Origin of the sequence: Psychromicrobium silvestre, assembly GCF_013408295.1 — a bacterium.
Lineage (GTDB): Bacteria > Actinomycetota > Actinomycetes > Actinomycetales > Micrococcaceae > Renibacterium > Renibacterium silvestre.
The window spans coordinates 209,018-226,227 of the sequence record NZ_JACBYQ010000002.1 but is presented as its reverse complement, the minus strand read 5'-3'; the positions used below and the strand labels follow the sequence as shown (position 1 = coordinate 226,227).

At 55.0% G+C, this 17,210-nt stretch carries 10 protein-coding genes and 1 pseudogene; 7 read left to right on the top strand and 4 right to left on the bottom strand.

Annotated features, from left to right (window positions below; translation table 11 throughout):
- Window positions 1-153: 153 nt before the first annotated feature.
- A pseudogene (locus FHU41_RS15135) lies at window positions 154-264 on the bottom strand (metallophosphoesterase); the annotation flags it as partial.
- Between the two features lie 187 nt (window positions 265-451).
- Between FHU41_RS15135 and FHU41_RS09080 the strand changes: the two are divergent.
- From FHU41_RS09080 to FHU41_RS15505, 3 genes are all read left to right on the top strand, one after another.
- Window positions 452-7,216, top strand: a complete 6,765-nt coding sequence (locus tag FHU41_RS09080; RefSeq protein WP_179389371.1) for an RHS repeat-associated core domain-containing protein — start codon at window positions 452-454, stop codon at window positions 7,214-7,216.
- On the top strand, window positions 7,213-7,743 hold the full coding sequence (locus FHU41_RS09075; RefSeq protein WP_179389370.1) for a hypothetical protein: 531 nt from the start codon (window positions 7,213-7,215) through the stop codon (window positions 7,741-7,743). Before FHU41_RS09080 ends, FHU41_RS09075 begins: the two co-directional genes overlap by 4 nt.
- Window positions 7,744-8,052: 309 nt before the next feature.
- On the top strand, window positions 8,053-8,532 hold the full coding sequence (locus tag FHU41_RS15505; RefSeq protein WP_179389369.1) for a DUF2690 domain-containing protein: 480 nt from the start codon (window positions 8,053-8,055) through the stop codon (window positions 8,530-8,532).
- Window positions 8,533-10,138: 1,606 nt separating this feature from the next.
- Here the strand turns inward: FHU41_RS15505 and FHU41_RS09065 are convergent.
- Window positions 10,139-11,119, bottom strand: a complete 981-nt coding sequence (locus tag FHU41_RS09065) for a metallophosphoesterase (protein ID WP_179389368.1) — start codon at window positions 11,117-11,119, stop codon at window positions 10,139-10,141.
- Window positions 11,116-13,440 carry a transglycosylase domain-containing protein gene (locus tag FHU41_RS09060; RefSeq protein ID WP_179389367.1) on the bottom strand — a complete coding sequence of 775 codons (2,325 nt, stop codon included), beginning with the start codon at window positions 13,438-13,440 and terminating at the stop codon, window positions 11,116-11,118. The genes FHU41_RS09065 and FHU41_RS09060 overlap by 4 nt, the downstream gene beginning before the upstream one ends.
- 36 nt (window positions 13,441-13,476) lie before the next feature.
- Between FHU41_RS09060 and sp36 the strand changes: the two genes are divergently transcribed.
- From sp36 to FHU41_RS09045, 3 genes are read left to right on the top strand one after another with little or no spacing between them, the layout of a single operon-like run.
- Window positions 13,477-13,632, top strand: coding sequence for a Sp36 family protein (sp36, locus tag FHU41_RS09055; RefSeq protein ID WP_179389366.1), 156 nt, complete (start codon window positions 13,477-13,479; stop codon window positions 13,630-13,632).
- Between the two features lie 2 nt (window positions 13,633-13,634).
- Window positions 13,635-14,144: an Atu1372/SO_1960 family protein gene (locus FHU41_RS09050; RefSeq protein WP_179389365.1), complete on the top strand. Its 510-nt coding sequence runs from the start codon at window positions 13,635-13,637 to the stop codon at window positions 14,142-14,144.
- 7 nt (window positions 14,145-14,151) lie between these two features.
- Window positions 14,152-15,048 (top strand): NUDIX hydrolase, encoded by an 897-nt coding sequence (locus FHU41_RS09045; RefSeq protein WP_179389364.1) that lies wholly within the window; start codon window positions 14,152-14,154, stop codon window positions 15,046-15,048.
- 54 nt (window positions 15,049-15,102) lie between these two features.
- On the opposite strand, the gene FHU41_RS09040 is transcribed toward FHU41_RS09045, so the two are convergent.
- Window positions 15,103-15,780 carry a Crp/Fnr family transcriptional regulator gene (locus FHU41_RS09040; RefSeq protein WP_179389363.1) on the bottom strand — a complete coding sequence of 226 codons (678 nt, stop codon included), beginning with the start codon at window positions 15,778-15,780 and terminating at the stop codon, window positions 15,103-15,105.
- Between the two features lie 248 nt (window positions 15,781-16,028).
- Between FHU41_RS09040 and FHU41_RS09035 the strand changes: the two genes are divergently transcribed.
- A complete protein-coding gene (locus FHU41_RS09035) occupies window positions 16,029-17,210 on the top strand; it encodes a MarP family serine protease (RefSeq protein ID WP_179389362.1) in 1,182 nt (393 codons plus the stop codon).

Genomic DNA, 17,210 nt, shown 5'->3' with positions numbered 1-17,210 from the left:
GGGGACTGGGCTTCCGGCGGGGAAAATTGTTTGTGAACGACATGGCTCTGATGGGAATCATTGCTTTGGTTATAAGTAAGGGTCAGTACTCTGGCTCTATGTTACTCTGGCTGGTTCATCACATTGCCAGCCTAACGGGGTAGTCGAGACCGTCTAGCGCCTTGTCAGTTCCAACAACACAGCCTCTGGCCGACAGGCGAAGTGGACTGGGGTGAAGCGGGAGGTGCTGATGCCGCCGGAGACATTGACCGGCGTCGTGCGCCCCCGCTTTCCAGGGTCTCGGTGAAGTACTTGCCGAAAACTTCCAGTCACTTCCAAGAAAACTTCCAATTGCATCCCCTAGGCAACGTGAGAATCGCCTGACATTCTGAGATCTGACGGAGACAACTCCGTCGTCAATGTCATTCATCACGACGTCGGACAACGAGTGTCCTGACGCAGAAGGTCACTCATGTTGCGATGGTCTCCCTGGAAAGCTTTGCTCGGGTTGTTTCTGGCTTTGGCCACCGTTCTACCGCTGATGAGCGTTGCCACGCCGGCTTCAGCGGTGCAGCAGGCTTCTCCTCCGAGTGTGGCGGTTCAGACAAATGATCTTTTTGGCCAGAAAGCCGCCAGCTCAAGCGATATTGCAGTAGGAGCCTTTGGTGATTCCGCGGGCTATCACGTGCAGATCGGACGCGAGAGCGACGGATTTACCTGGCGTTCTCTTGCCGTGATCAAACCGGAGGGCATGGATAGCTCGTCTTGGACGGGGTACCAGTGTCTTTCCGGGGATGGGAAGTACATCGCCGTGGCGGTGCTGGCTGGGGCGTCGATTAATTATCAGAATGCGCGTGATCATGGTGCTTTCGGTTACGCCGTGGAAGTTGCGACGGGCAAAGTGATTCCGTTGGTGAGCGGTGTGGGTCTGCGCTATTACTCCCCGGGATGTGGGACAGGCCATACGGCGGTTTTCTCGCTTAGCTTGGGATCGAACGAGGAACTCACTGGGCTCGTCTCGGCAGATCTAGCCACTGGCAAGATCATCTCGCAGCGTACGGTGAAGGGCGAGGTAACTTCTGCCATTCCGACGGGTAAAGATATCGTTGGCGTTTTGGGGAGTTCATTGGTTCGAGTTCCAGCGGTCAGTTCTGAGAAAAAGCCTTTCGTTCCGCTTGCGAGCCTCAAAGGCGCTTTGTTCAACCTGCGTCCCACTCGTACGGGTGCGGTGGACTTCCTCGTCGTCACACCTAACGCGGATCAAACGCAGCTGGCTCGTTTCGAAGGGAATGGAGTTAAGGTCTTTGGCCAAGGTGCCACAGTTAAGGTTCGGCTATTCGGTGGCCGCGATGGGGTCAATATCATCAGCGGCATAGATGCAAATGCTCCGGGATTGAAGGCTGTTGATGCCTCGTCTCTGGGGCAGCCTCCTGCGTCGTCATCCTTGGATGGCGACGCTATTTTTAACGCTCCAGCCGCAAAACCTAGCGATGCCAATGCTTCGCCTAGCCCCACGACAGCTGGCAGCCCGGTATCTGGGCAGGTTTTGGCAACGGCGACCGGGCAGCGGGCAGATCGGTCCTTTGACGCGGTGGCTACGAAGGTCATTACCGCGGTGGCAGGCTTTGTCCCAGCCAACGTGCTGTCTCAGCCGCCTATCAGCGAGCACAACACTGTTTCCCCTCAGGAGAGTAAAAGCAACGAAGCCTCCAAGAGTTCCCCGCTTGCTATGCAGTTGAGCAAAATGGCGCCAGCAACTGCTTCGACGTCTTCCTCCACCACTCCTAGTTGTGCAATCGGAAGACTGGACCCGGCAGGGCAGGTGATGCAGCCATCGAACGCACAAGTTAATTGGGCTACCCAGATGGCTGAGCAAGGCCTACTCTCGGGTTCCACCTACGCTCGTCCTGCCAACTTCGAGAATATGGGATTAGTGAGCTATTCGCCGAGCGATGATTTCGCTCCGATTCCCTTGGATCACCCGAGCGGCACGACTCAGACCACGGTGCCGCGATCTGTCATGCTCGGTATCCTGGCACAGGAATCTAATTTCAATCAGGCATCATGGCATGCGCTGCCATCAGTGCCTGGGGATCCATTGATCGCTAATTATTACGGGGTAGCAGGCTCAATAGATCAGATCGACTACCCGAATGCTGACTGCGGCTATGGCATCGCTCAGGTGACTACCGGTATGCACGCGGGAGATGTATCGATTTCTCACCACGGCCAGATGAAGATCGCTGCAGACTACCAGGAGAATATTGCCGCAGGTCTTCAGATCCTCGAAGACACCTGGAACCAGCTCTATGAATCCGGTATCAAAGCCAACAACGCGGACCCTTCTAAGTTGGAGAACTGGTATTTTGCACTTTGGGCGTATAACTCCGGTATCCAGCCCACTGCTGCCTTCGGTAACACCACAGGGTGCACACCATCTGCAACTTGTACCGGCCCCGATGGCACCTGGGGTATGGGATGGAGTAACAATCCAAAGAACCCGGCTTACCCACCCAACCGGTTACCATTCCTGCAGAGCAGTTACGCGGATGCGGCGCATCCCGGTGACTGGCCCTATCAGGAACGTGTACTGGGGTGGATGGCTAGCCCGATTATCCGTTACGGATACTACGGATTCGGCACGCCTGATTACCACGGTGCTTCTTGGCTGAAAATGCCAGCGGTCAATACAATGTGCGATGGCAGCAATCACTGCAATCCAACCGCCGCTAATGGCGCTTATTGCACGCTCGCGGATTCAGAATGCTGGTGGAGCCAACCCGCCACATGGATCGGTGATTGCGCTACCTCATGCGCCACTTCGGCCTACGAGTTCGGTGCAGGTAGCACCGAACCTAGCCACGCCGATCCACACCCACCCACATGTGACCTAGGTCCAACCGTTCCTTCAGGCCCTGGCGGTGCTCCTATTGTTGTGGACGATGAGACCTCGCCACCGCTCAATATCGTTGGCTGCGGGGCGAATAACTGGACTTCGAACGGCACCTTCACCATGTCCTACGGACAGGATGCGAACGGAGTTGAAGTCGGGCAGATTGACATGCACCAGCTGGGTGTTGGGTTCGGTGGACGCATCCTTTTCGACCACACCCAACCCGCTTCCGAACCCCAGGTGATTAATAAAGGAACCTGGACTCCCAACCTGCCTAGTCTGCAGTACTACAAGCTCAAAGTTCACTTTCCTGCGACTGGTGCCACTGCGACGGATGTTGTCTACACGATCAACCCGGGCGGAGGAGTGGCTCCGTGGAAGATCAGAGTGAACCAGGACTGGGGCTCTGAGCAATGGGCGACTATTGGCACCTTTGCCATGCAAAACGGAGGCTCGGTTAGCCTCGACAACACTAGCAATATGACACCCAGCGGTTACGACGTGGCCTATGACGCCGTCGCTTTCATTCCGATGGGAGGTACGCCAGGGACACCCATCGGTGGTCCATCTGGAATCCAGGATGCGCCTAAGGGGTCGAACCCTGCCTTTGTGAATTGCGGTTGTGTGGCACGGACCGCAGGTGACCCAGTGAACACTCAGACCGGTTATTTCGGTGAGACCCTGACCGATCTGAGTACGCCTGGATTTGGCGTGTCGCTCAACTTGAGTCGCACTTTTGCCTCAGCGCTCGCAGACCCCAATGGTCCGAATAAGACCTTAGCCGTTAACGGACCCTTCGGCTGGGGGTGGACCTACTCTTATGGGTTATCGACGACTACCGATGCCTCCGGCAACGTCACAGTGCGGCAGGAAGACGGTTCAGCCGTCAGTTTCAAACTCAGTGGTGGTAGCTACACCACAACGGCTCCGAGATTTGACGCCAAGCTGAGTAAAAACGGCAGCAACTACACTTACACCAGGAGAGGAAATTCCTTCTTCACCTTCGACGTCGCAACTGGACGATTGATTAGTGAATCGGATCTGGCAGGCAACGCGGCAAGTCCGACCTACTCAACCAAACTGAATTACGATGCTTCCGGGCATCTCAGCACCGTTGTTGATCCCTCGAATCGGAGCTATACCTTCACCTGGTCTGGAGCCCACATCACCAGTGTCAAGGACTCAGCAAGTCGGCAGATCGACTACGTCTACGATGCGTCAGGAAACCTGACCGATGTCTACGGTGTCGGTACTACTCGTTCTGGGACCACCAAAAATGATGCCGATCATGCGCAATTTGGATATACGACGGCGCACTTGATGAACTCCATGAGGACTCCTGCGAATTATGGGAAAACCACGACTCCTACTCCGGTTACTTCTATGGTTTACGACAGTGTCGAAAGGGTGACCAGCCAAACTGATCCACTGGGTAGGGTCACCACTTTCAGCTACGGTCCGAACTCGACAGTCGGGCTCATCACCGGTCAGACGCTGATCACAGACCCCGGTGGACACAAGACTCTGGATAGTTATGACACCAACGGTCTCCTGACCTCAGAGACCAAAGGTTACGGGTCTTCCGTGGCTGGAACTTGGAAATACACTTACGATCCGATCACTCTCGGTGTCAGCACCGCTGTTGATCCGGATGGTCACACACAGACATACTCCTATGACGATCACGGTAACCGAGTCTCGGCTTCGGATGCGGCAGGCAACACCACTGCTATGGCGTTTGACGACGCCGGTCACCAGACACAAAGCATTTCTCCTACGGGGCTGCAGACCAGCACCTCATATACGGTGGCTGGGGTTCCTTCTTCGGTAACGGTGAACGAGATTGTGCAGGATGCCGAAACCGGTAATCCAAGTGGGGGTCCTAACACCGGGACCGGGACGAGCGCTGACCACCGGACGACAAGCTTTGGTTATTCGGATGCAGCACATCCGGGTGAGCTAACATCGACCACTGATCCACGTGGCAAAACCTCGACGCAGAGTTATGACGCTTTTGGGAACACTACTAGCCGTAAGGATCCGGTCGGGGACACTTCGCTGATGGGCTATAACACCAACACCGGATGGGTCACCTCTACGGTGTCCCCAGCTGGCGTGGCGGCTGGCGTCACTGCAGCCTGTACCCCACCCGCGAAGGGCTGCGCAATCTACGGGCACGATGCTTGGGGGCACATAACCGCCACCACTGATGCGCTGAATCATAAGTCCGCGGCCGGGTTCGATGCGAATGGAAATCAGACCTCCTCGACTGATGCGAATAACCATGTAACCACGACTACCTTTGATGCGGCAGGTCAGCCAGTGCTGATAAAGACCGCAGACAACAACAGCACGAGTACGATTTACTCCGCGACCGGCAAAGTTGCTGAGACAGTGGACGGCTTAGGTAAGCACACGGTCTACGGCTACGACGGGCAGGACCGACAGATCTCAGTTACAGATGCCAACGGCAAAGTGAGTAAGACGGTGCTTGATCCAGTCGGGTTGAAGAGCAGCTCCACGAGCGCAAAGGGGGTTGTGGCCACCTACAGCTACGACTCGGCTGGGAGGATGATCTCACTGGATTACTCGGATGCCACTCCGGACGTCACCGCGCTGAGCTATGACGCAAACGGGAAGCAGCTCACCCTGACGGATGGCACTGGCACGAGCTCTTGGGCTTATGACAACTATGGCGAACTGACTTCACACACCAACGGTGCAGGCGCGCGGGTTGCTTACGGTTATGACGACGGCGGGAACCAAACCTCGGTGACGTACCCGGGGCAGGCGACCGCGGTGTTAGAAACCTATGACGACGCGAGTCGGCTCGCTACGGTGACAGATTTTGCCGGAAACAAGAGCAGCTATAGCTATAACGAGAACAGCCAGGTCAAATCGTTGAGCTATCCCAACGGAACGACGGTCAACAGCAACTACGATAACGCAGCTCAATTGGCCTCTGCTTCTCTGGTTAAGGGCAGTACTACCCTGGCGTCGTTGAGCTACGGCCGGGATAACATGAACCAGTTGACCGGACAGACGCCGACGGGATTGCCCGGCGTGGCAAAGACTTATGGATATAGCTCGGTTAACGAAGTGACCTCGGAAACCACCGGCAGCACCGTGAGTTCTTATACCTACGACGCAGCACACAATGCTTCTAAAGTTCGGAACGGCACTCAGGCCTTCGACGCCGCAAACAGTCTGTGCTGGTCTTCTACCACAGTGGTTACTACGCCGTCCTGTAGCACGGTACCGAGCGGTGCAACGAGCTATTCCTATGACGTGGACGGCAACCGTACCGCTGCCGGAGCTGCTAACTATAGCTATGACGGAGTAGATCGTTTGAAGGCGGCAACCGTTGCCGGAGTCTCAAGTTCTTACACCTATGACGCAGCGGGACTGCGTGCCAGCAAGACAGTGGGTGCGGTGACGACACAATTTACCTGGGACGATGCTCAGGTGCCAGATCTGCTGTCGAGCGGCGCGAGCAACTTCATCTATGGGGCGAATGGTCAAGCTATTGAGCAGGTGACCGGTGGGGCAGTGATGTTCTACTTTGTTGATCAGATCGGTTCTATCAGGGCATTGACCGACTCGACGGGTAGCGTCACATGCGGTTACAGCTATGACGCCTATGGCAAGGTCAGCGGTCACACCGGTACTGCATCCACTCCGCTGCAGTATGCGGGCGGCTACTCAGACACTGAGACCGGATTTGTTTACTTCCGAGCCCGGTACTTAGATCCAGCGACCACACAGTTCATCAGCCACGACCCTGCCTTCACTAAGACGTTGCAATGGTTCGCGTATGCCGGGAATAATCCCCTGAACATGGTGGATCCGATGGGACTGGATGACTGGTGGAATCCGGGCTCGTGGTCGGGAGAGACTTGGAAAAACGTAGGGATAGGTGTTGGGATCGCCGGAGCGATCATTGGTGGTGTAGCTCTAGCTGCGACTGGAGTGGGGCTGGGCATAGAGATCGCCGGAGCCGCTGGTCTTGCAATTAGCGAATCGGCTGTGGCTGTCGGCGAGGTCGCCGGGGCAGTTGGGCTTTGGGCCGGAGCAGCATCGACCGCACTTGACGCAGGTACTTGTGTTGGTCACTTAATGAGCGGTGATCAAGATTTGATCCCTTGTGCGGGAGCCGCTTTGGGTGCTGCAAGCTTCGGTTTCGGCGGTGCTGCATCCTGGGGTGGGACAGCATTGCTAGGAGAAGGCGGGAACAGTATGAAAACAGGCTGGGATCTTGGCTCGGGTCTCTTTGGGGCCGGGGGGTATGGCATCGACCTTCCCGCGTTTATTCACAGCTGCTCCGGAGGTGAAGGCGGGAAATGAGAAGGTTGATTTTCAATCGAAATAAAAAACTACACAGACAGATAACGGATGTTTGGGAACCAAGAATAGGGGTCGAGGCCGCGGAGTTTCTGGCTAGACCCAGAGTATTCGTTTCCGGTCTATTTATTTTTACAATCTTTCTGATTTCTGGTATTTTTTTGGAACTAATTTTTCGTCTGACTGGCCCGGGATTGATAATAACTTCAAGCCTGATAATACTTGGATGGCTTGTTGCCGGAATTGGGACGCCGATAGAGGGTTTGAAGCGCCAGCGGAAAGTTGCTGACTTGGCATATAGGTATCTTGAGTTGAGCAAACTTCAGGGATCGAGACCAATTCCGAGAGTTGCACTGATTGATCCCATCCACTTCGACAATCATATGGTTATGTATAATATTCCGCCAAAATCACACTACAAATGCTTAGCGCAACCCGGAGCTTATAAATTGAGGGCAAGGTATAAAGTGGAGGGAAGGGATGGATATATTGTAGGAGTTGACCACTGGGACCATCCTCTGCGCTCCTAATTCTCGTTTCGAGGTGTCGGGCGGCATTAAAGAATAGTTTAGTATATAACTAATAGTGCCTTGAATGCTATATGTTCTCACCTATCGTCCTCGGAGTCGAGACGCTCGCTTTGGAGCGTAATTCGATGGTATCCAGAATTGTTAATAAGGAGGGAGGTCTAGATAGTTTTACAGGCTCGTTGGAGTTGGTGGAGTTTCTGTGTAGAGAATCTTTCCTGCAGAGAAATATAGGATCTATTTCTATTCGCTTCGCACCAGTATTATTTCGACGAAAGTCGATACTAATTCTCGGAAGGAGATATTTTTATAATGAAAAAATCTTTAGGATCAAGATCAGGTCGTTTTATATTCTCTATACTTGGAGTTATTTCGATAATTCTTGGTTCGTTGGCAGTGGCTTCGCCGGCTACTGCTGCAACTTGTTCCGCAGGCCTTTGTCAGGCAAAGGATCCTCAGATCGCTGGTTGTAGTGCTGACGCAAGAACCATCGGGCAGGTGAGAACTCAGGCACCTGGGACCGCTAGTGGGTATAGTACAGATGAGATTCGCTATTCGCCTACCTGTGGCGCGGTTTGGGTGAGGAATAGTTTTTGTGTGAGTACGCCGGTTACTTTTGAGATCAAACATGCATTTGGTGACTACTACATTGTGAATGAGGGTTGGGGATCCAGCGGAAAGAACTGTTTGTGGACGAATATGGCCCCGATGGGAGCCAATGATTTGGTCAGAATCCAAGATCAGTATGCTGGCCCTGTCTACTCCGGTTGGTTCAACACGTTACCCGCTTAGGCGTCTGATAGGTGATAGTTATTGATGAAGCGCTGAGCTGCTTTGACCAGATTATCGGCTACGACTGTCCTTGCGTAAGAGGCTATTTTATAGTTTGGTTTAAATGGTGGTGCTAGGAGTACATCGACTTCTAACAATACGATTTTGTTGAGAATCAGTCCATTGCTACAAGGTATCCACTGCAGTATTGGCACTTATTCGAGTTGTGATTGTTGCGGTGACGTTCAGTCGAACGTGATGAAGTTGCTTGCCGAGGCGCTCCCTCCGTTGCAGGGGGAGACAGACCTACAAAATCTATTAGCTAGGTTCCCTAGCCTCTAAATCCGCTGACTCGCGTGTTCGTACTCCTTATAAGCTTGTTCTGAAAATTTATTGTTATGAGCCCCGGTTGGTGGTCCGCGGTTGTCTAGGTCCTGCTCAGCCACTCGCATCGTAATCTTGGGCCTTCTTTCTAAATCTAACGGAAGTCTTCGAAGTTTTGAGTGGGAAATCGGCAAAGGGTAAAAACTTCCAGTTACTTCCAAGAAAACTTCCAATCATAACTCGCCTAGAAGCCCCACGGACCTGGCATGATCAGAAGGTTACTAGTTTGTTCTTTATGTGAGGAGTCGGACTATGTGGAAGAAGTTAATCGCAAGCTTTAGAATCATCGTTGCCGCAGGGAGCTTTGGACTTACCGCCGTGCCAACGGCGGCTGCTGCGGGGAATTGTTACTTTGATAGCTGTAAGGGAAAAGATCCCCAGTCCTCTGGGTGCAGCGTGGGTGCGTATACCATTGGTTATTTTTGGGGAGGGAAATTAGATGTTCCCCTAGCTGTGCGGCTTCGTGGCTTCGGCCGGTTACTGGAAACGGTGACCTTCCGGCTCAAGTAAAAGTTGTCCACCCCAACAATGTCTACAAGTATGTAACCAACTACGTTGGAAATTATGTCCGGGGGTCCTGGACCGTTATGGTTCCACTTCAAATTGGTGGAACGATAAATTATTGGTCGCCAATTAACGTCAAGAGCGGATTGTTTGATACCAGGCCGGTATTGTTTTCATACTAATTTCCCAGGTCGTATTTGGGCCGAGTTTTACTTGACCGCCTTTGATGCTTTTGTTTTGAATATCTTATTGACTATATACAAATGTTTGCGGTTAAATTTTATGTCTAAAATGTAATAGAATGAAGGAAGTGTGTTTTGAAGAAATTATTAGCGATTTTGGGAGTTCTTCTGGCGGCGGGAGGCTTTGGGCTAATTACTGCTCAAAGTGCCAGCGCCGCCGGTAATTGCTATCTCGATAGCTGTGCCGGAAAGGACCCGCAGGGATCCGGTTGCAGTACTGGTGCCTACACCATCGCTTTAGGCGTGGATCTTAGGTACTCGCCATCTTGCGCTTCTGTTTGGTACCGACCGGAGGGCGGTGGTGTATCGAGCTGCACAAACGGACTAATTCAAGTGAAAAGGTGGTACCCGTATGGAAAAGTAGAGACCCATACCTACTCTGTTGGTTATCTTTACTACCGGCTTTGGAGCACCATGGCGCCTATGCAGCAGGGTGATCAAGCCCGTTTTTCTTGTTCAGGAGTCTCCTACACTGGTTGGTACAACACTTTACCTGCCTAGTCGAAGTTTTTTGTTGATTCTGTAAGATCGAACGTCGGGCTAGCTTGCTCCCTGAGTTCCAACAGCACGGCCTCGGGCCGACAAGCGAAGCGAACTGGGGCAAAGCGGGAGGTGCCGATGCCTCCGGAGACATTGACCGGCGTCGTGCGCCCCCCGCTTTCCCAATCATGGAGGCCCTTGGCTCGCCAAGTAGGTAGATCACAGTTGCTCACGATAGCTCCGTAACCGGGGATGCATAGTTGACCGCCGTGAGTGTGCCCGGCAAGCAAAAGATCTGCCCCATCTTCGGTGAAATGATCGAGCACCCGCTGATAGGGGGCATGAGCTACGGCGATCTTGAGGTGCGGTGAGTTTTCCTGATCGGCGGTGCCGCGGGGCCAGCCGGCGTAGCGCTCGCGTCGCAAATGCGGATCGTCCACGCCGGAGAAGTCGAAGCGAATCCCGTTCAGTACCAAGGACTGGTTCCGATTGGTCAGATTCACCCAACCCCGAGCGCCAAAGCCTGCATGCATTCGCTCGGTGTCGAGCCGTTGCGGTTGGCGTTTTACCGGCATCCGGGACGGGCCGCGCAGATAGGCCAGTGGGTTGTTGAGCCGGGGCGCGTAATAGTCGTTCGAGCCGGGCACGAAGACGCCAGGGAACTGCATAAGCGGTCCGAGCGCTTCCAGGAGCGGGTCGATGGCCTTGGGGTGAGTCAGGTTGTCCCCGGTGTTGACCACCAAGTCTGGCTTGAGCCCCGCCAGGTCCTGCAGCCACTCAGTCTTCTTACGCTGCCCGATATTCAGGTGGATATCGGAGAGGTGCAGGATCCGGAACGGAGCAGCACCGCTCGGCAGAATCTTCAGCGACTCGCGGCGAAGCGTGAACCAATTCTGCTCAATGAAGGCGCCGTAACCGATACAACCCAGCCCAGCCGCTGACACGGTACCGAGCCCGAGCAGCCACGGTTTAATGGAACGAACCGTGGGAGCGGTCAAGACTTCTTCTTTCCGTTACCGTTTCCATTGTTGTTACCTGTCCCGGTGGTTGCAGGCGCGCTCGGCTGAGTTGTGGCTCCGTTGGTGGCCCCGGGTTTGGCAGGTGTTACGGGAGGGGCAACATAAGGAGTAGCGATCATGCTGCTCGGCGGCTGAGGGAAGTTATCGTGTCCATAGCTCGGGGCAACCGCGTACATGAAGTTTGAGAATGCCGTACCGGCAATGTCGGAACCATCGATCGAATTGTAGTGCTTGTTATTAATAGTGATGCCATTAGGGCCCTGATTGTAATATGCAGGATCCTCGCCAGTTCCCTTGGGGTTACCAAACCAAGAAGCCGTTGCCAGGCCGGTGGTGGTGCCGACAACCCATGTATCCACGTTGCCATTGGTGGTGCCCGTTTTAGCGCCAATATCGAAACCGATATCACTCGGTCGACGGTCCGGAGTGATGAGAGACCCAGAACCATATTTAGCAGAAAGCACGTTCTTCAAACCAAACAGCACGCCCGCGGCAACCTCTGGATCCATCGACTGCTTACAGTCCGCCGTAGGAACACTCAAGGATTTTCCTTGAGTGTCGGTGATGGCCTCAATGGCGACTGGGTTGCAATAAACGCCCTTGGCAGCAAATGTAGCGAAGGCATTGGCCATGGTTATCGGGTCGATGCTGTCAGTGCCAAGGAGTGATGAGGCATTTGAAAAGGTCAAAGGCGTCGCCTTCTTAACGGATTTTTTATTAGCGTCGAGACTATTACCGACATCCTTAAGCCCTGCCTCGTCAGCTATCTGCTTGATTTTGCAGAAATCTAGTTGAGATGCACTGGCAAAGGTGACGGTGTTGATCGAGTTGATCAGACCGTTAAGTACTGACATCGGGTAGTAGTGTGTGGCGTCATCGTTTTGCAGATCCTCACTGCCTTCTAGAGTGCTATCGAAATATCCGGTCGTCGTCCCGCAAGTATTAGTCCAAGTGGTGCCGAGGCCGTAGCGTCGTTTGGAACCATCGACAATAGTCTCCATTGATTTGCCTGCCGCAAGCCAGGCAGCGAAAGTAAAGGGCTTCATGGTTGAGCCGACCTGCATACCCAAACCACCTAGCGGATTCCCTGCGCTATCGTATTGGGGAATGCTGTAATTCAACGCGGTCTTGCCGGGTCCCTCGGTCGTGGACATCTTATTGTTCTGAGCCATAGCAACGATCTTGCCGGTCCCCGGAACCACACTGACCATTGCTGAACCACGGTTATCTGTGGGCAGCGTGGTGTTGTCTTGTTGCTCTTGTGCGGCTAGCTGCGCTTTGGGATCGAGGGTGGTTTTAATCGTTAATCCACCCTGATAAAGCAGGCGCTTCCGATCGTCCACAGTCTTACCATAATCAGCGTTGTTAAGGATGAGCTGAGCTACGTAATCGCAGAAGAACGGAGCCGTTACAGCAGTCGCACAACCCTGCGGTTGGATTTTTGGGTTCAGCTTGATCGGGGTGGCTATCGCGGTGTCATGATCCTTCTTGCTGATCATCTTCTGCGCCAACATCTTATCCAGCACTTCATTGCGACGGTTTTTGGCGTTATCGGGATTAGCGATCGGATCGTAGAACGAAGGGCTGTTGACCACTCCGGCCAGCAGCGCCGACTGAACTAGGGTCAACTTGCTGGCATCGACACCGAAGTAACGCTGCGCCGCGGCTTGAATGCCATAAGCGCCATTGGAGAAGTTGACGATATTTAGGTAGCCCGCCAGGATCTGGTCCTTGGATTGCTGCTTTTCCAGTGCAATCGCCAGCTTCATTTCGCGAAGCTTGTCCGCGACGGTCTTATCCGCGCCGAGCTTGGCCTGGTCGCCTTTGTCTTGGGCTTCTAGGCCCTGGATGATCTTATTATTCACATACTGTTGCGTGATGGTCGAGGCGCCTTGGCGACCGCCCTGCAGAGTGGCGGCGAGAGCTCGCATGATGCCGGTCGCGTCAACGCCGCCGTGCTCGTAGAAACGAGAATCCTCAATGGCCACGACCGCCTTCTTTATAAAGGGCGACATCTTGTCGAAGGCGACGGGCTGACGATTCTGGGTATAGAGGTTAGCGATCAGCGAACCATCGGAGGCCAGGATCTTAGTTGCAACGGCAGGATCGCCGGTCTTCAACTCATCCGGTAGCTGGTCGAAGGCATCAATCGATGCGCTCGTGGCGGAGCCGGTCAGTGCGACCGCGGGCACCACCAGTCCTGCTACCAGAACGCCGCAGAGCCCACTGACAGCCAAGAAGGCCAGCAGCTTTCCCAGCGTGGTGGCAGTATTGATGATCGGATTCTTTCGAACAGCCATTTCCTCAGTCTACCGGGGGCAGGCTAATCTGGGGGTATGACCAAGTGGGAGTACGCGACTATACCGCTCATTATTCATGCCACCAAACAGATTCTCGATCAGTGGGGCGACGACGGTTGGGAGCTGGTCCAGGTGGTTCCGGGCCCGGACGGCAAGGGTCTTGTGGCTTACCTCAAGAGGGAGAAGCAGTAACCGTGAGCGATGCGCAGAATGACGCGGCAGAACAGCCCGTCACGACCGGTAACTCCGCCGTGGAAAGCCGGCTGGCGGAGCTTGGTCGTGCCTTACCACCCGTTCCTGCTCCGGTAGCCGCCTACGTGCCCGCCGTGATCAGCGGTAACCAGGTATTCACCTCGGGCCAATTACCCAGCATCGCGGGAAAACTCACAGCTAGCGGAAAGGTTGGCGCAGAGGTTTCAGCGGATGAAGCTAAACAGTGTGCCGCGATCTGCGCCGTGAACGCCCTGGCCGCCGTCAAAAGTGTGATTGGTGATCTGGACCGGATCACCCGCGTGATCAAGGTTGTCGGGTTTGTCGCCTCAGATCCGTCCTTTACCGGTCAACCGACCGTTATTAACGGTGCTTCGGAGCTGCTGGGCGAGGTGCTGGGTGAAGCCGGTGTGCACGCGCGATCCGCTGTGGGTGTGAGCGTACTTCCGCTCAATGCACCCGTGGAGGTGGAGTTAGTTGTTGAGTTCCAGTAAACCCGTAATGAAGCGGCGCTTTCAGCTCTGGCAGGATGAGATCGAAGCCGCTCAGAGCTGGGTGGATCACGGGGAGCGAACCCCCACCAAGGCTCGTTATGCCTCTTCTTTGGTGCTGCTGCGAGATAGCGCTCACGGGCCTGAGACTTATCTGAGCTACCGCCGCGGCTACTCACCGCTCGGCACGGTCGCCTTTCCGGGCGGCAGTGTGGAAACCACCGACGACGTCGAGGTGGACTGGGTCGGGCCCAGCCCCGCAGCGTGGGCCAAGACCATGGGGATGTCCGATGACACCTTGGCGCGTAAACACATTGTCGCGGTGATCCGGGAAGCCTTCGAGGAAACCGGCATTTTATTGGCGGGCAGTGATGCTTCCTCACTGATCGATGTGGCACCTTCTGCCGAATGGATGAAGAAACGCGAAGGCATCGTGTCTCAGGATTTCAGTTTCCAGGACATGCTCAATAAGCGCGGGCTCGCGTTGCGGACCGATTTGCTCAAGCCGATTATCAACTGGATCAGCCCGGACTTTGCCCATCGTCGCTTCAATACCCGATACTTCGCGGCGGCGGCCCCGGTCAATCAGACGCCCTCGCCGCTAGAGAGCAAGAATCTGTGGGCTAGTTGGGTTTGCCCGGCCAAGCTCATCGCCGAACGGGATACCACCACGCTGGGCGAGGACGTTGGCGCTGAGAACACCGTTGGCCGTACCTTTGGTGAATTGGTGAGCTCGGGTTGCGATGTGATCTTGAGCAAGATCGCAATGTCCCGCGGCTGCATAGCCTATTTGAATCACGCCCGTCCGGCGAATTCCTATCAGCCGAAGCTCATAGTGGAAGACGGCCACTTCTCACTGGAGATCGACTCGGCATCGATGCTCGACGGGGTCTGCCGGGAACGCTAGGGGCATCCCAGCCCACCGAGAACCTTGACTCGGTGGGCGATAACTATCGAGTGCTTAGCGGCTGCGCTGACGGAGCCGGTTGATATCCAGGATCACCACGGCCCGCGCTTCCAGTCGGAGCCAGCCACGCTGCACAAACTCTGCGAGGGCCTTGTTCACCGTCTCACGGGAGGCACCCACCAATTGGGCCAGTTCTTCCTGGGTCAGCTCATGAGCCACCAGCACACCATCGGTGGCCGGACGCCCGAAGCGCTCGGAAAGGTCGATCAGGGCCTTCGCCACCCGACCGGGTACATCGGAGAACACCAGATCGGAAAGGTTGTCATTGGTGCGGCGAAGCCGTCGAGCCAGAGCCTGCAGAAGCTGCGCAGAGACCTCGGGACGGGATTGCAGCAGGGCACGAAGGCTATCGTTTCGCAGTCCAGCCAGGCGAGTCTCGGAAACGGCGGTGGCCGTGGCGGTGCGGGGGCTCGGATCGAAAAGTGCCATTTCGCCGAAAAGCTCGCCAGGGCCCAGGATAGCCAAAAGTGACTCTCGCCCATCAGCTGCGGTGCGTCCCAACTTCACCTTGCCAGAAACGATGAAGTAGAGCTGATCGCCCTGATCGCCCTCATGAAAAACCGAGGCACCACGAGAAAGGTCAACTTCGGTGAGCTCATCCGTGAGCAACCGGAATGCCTCATCGTCAAGCGTCGCGAAAAGTGGTGCCCGACGAAGTACCTCGATGTCCATGAATTCTCCTGAGTAACGTTTCAATGCTGTACTGAGGCAATTGTTTCAGATATTTGCCTGGAATGTGACGTATTTGGCATTCTCGGACGATTTGCCCCTCACAAAGAGGACTTATTAGAAGCCCAGAACTTTCTGGCCGAGCACCGGAATCACAGTCCGCCTACAGTCCTGCACATCAAAATGTCAGCCCGGATCGGTACACTGGCACTTCGACGCAGCACCGCTTTTAGCGGTGCGGAGGAAGGTACATGTTCGGACTGACACTGCTTGATATCGTGCTGATTGGCTTGCTGATCTGGCAGCTTTTCTATGGCTGGCGAGTTGGCTTGCTGATCAGCTTGTGCGGGGTGCTTGGCTTTGCGGTCGGCGCTGTTGCCGCTTTTTTTGCGGTGCCCGTGGTTAGCAGCTGGGTTACCGACTCCGGCTGGCGACTGACCGCCGTCGTAGCTGCCGCGCTTCTACTCATGGTGGTGGGGCATTGGCTAGGCATTGTGCTTGGCAGGCAGCTCAGCAAAGGAGTCAAGCTCAAGCCGCTTCGTGCCATTAACCGCGTTCTTGGTGCGGTGGCGGCCGTGGTTATTGCTGCCTTATTGATCTCTCCGGTGGCATTTAGTATTTCAGCCCTGGGCATCCCCTTTCTTTCTTCGGCAATCAGCGGCTCCGGGGTGATCCGGACCATCGATTCGCTGACGCCCACGCCTCTGAAGCAGGCGATCGCCCAATTGCGGTCCACTGTGGTCAGCGAGGGCATTCCTCAGCTTTTCAATCAGCTTGCACCGGTTACTCCGGTCTCCCCGCCGGATGCCCGTACGGACACCCCGGTACTCAACGAGGCGGGGCAGTCCGTACTAAAGATCACCGGGACAGCCTTTCAATGTGGGCAGAACCAGACCGGTTCAGGCTTCGTGATTTCCGAGAATCGGGTGATGACGAATGCCCATGTGGTGGCCGGGGTGAGTCAGCCGGTGGTTGAAGTCCCAGGCAGCGCCCTGCCAGGAAAGATCGTCTACTTCGATTCAGAGCAGGATCTTGCGGTGATCGAGGTAGATGGACTCAAGGTGAAGCCCTTAAGTCTGGGCTCAGACCTCGCTCTTGGTGCGCAGGCAGCCTTCGATGGCTACCCTTTGGGCGGACCCTTCCAATCCAAGCCCGCTGCCGTGCAGAGCAAAGGGCAGGTTTTGGTGCCGAATATCTACGGCGCAAATAAGCATTTTGAGGAGGTTTACCAGATTGCCGGAGACGTTCAGCCGGGCAATTCCGGTGGGCCTCTGCTCGATTTGAACGGCAACGTAACAGGGGTGGTCTTCGCGAAGGCCGATTCAGATATTCAGGTGGGTTACGCCTTTACCCTGGCCGAAATTGCACCCGTGGTGAAACAAGCCGCGGGCCTGCAACAGCAGGTGTCCTCGGGTAGTTGCGTGCAGAAGTAA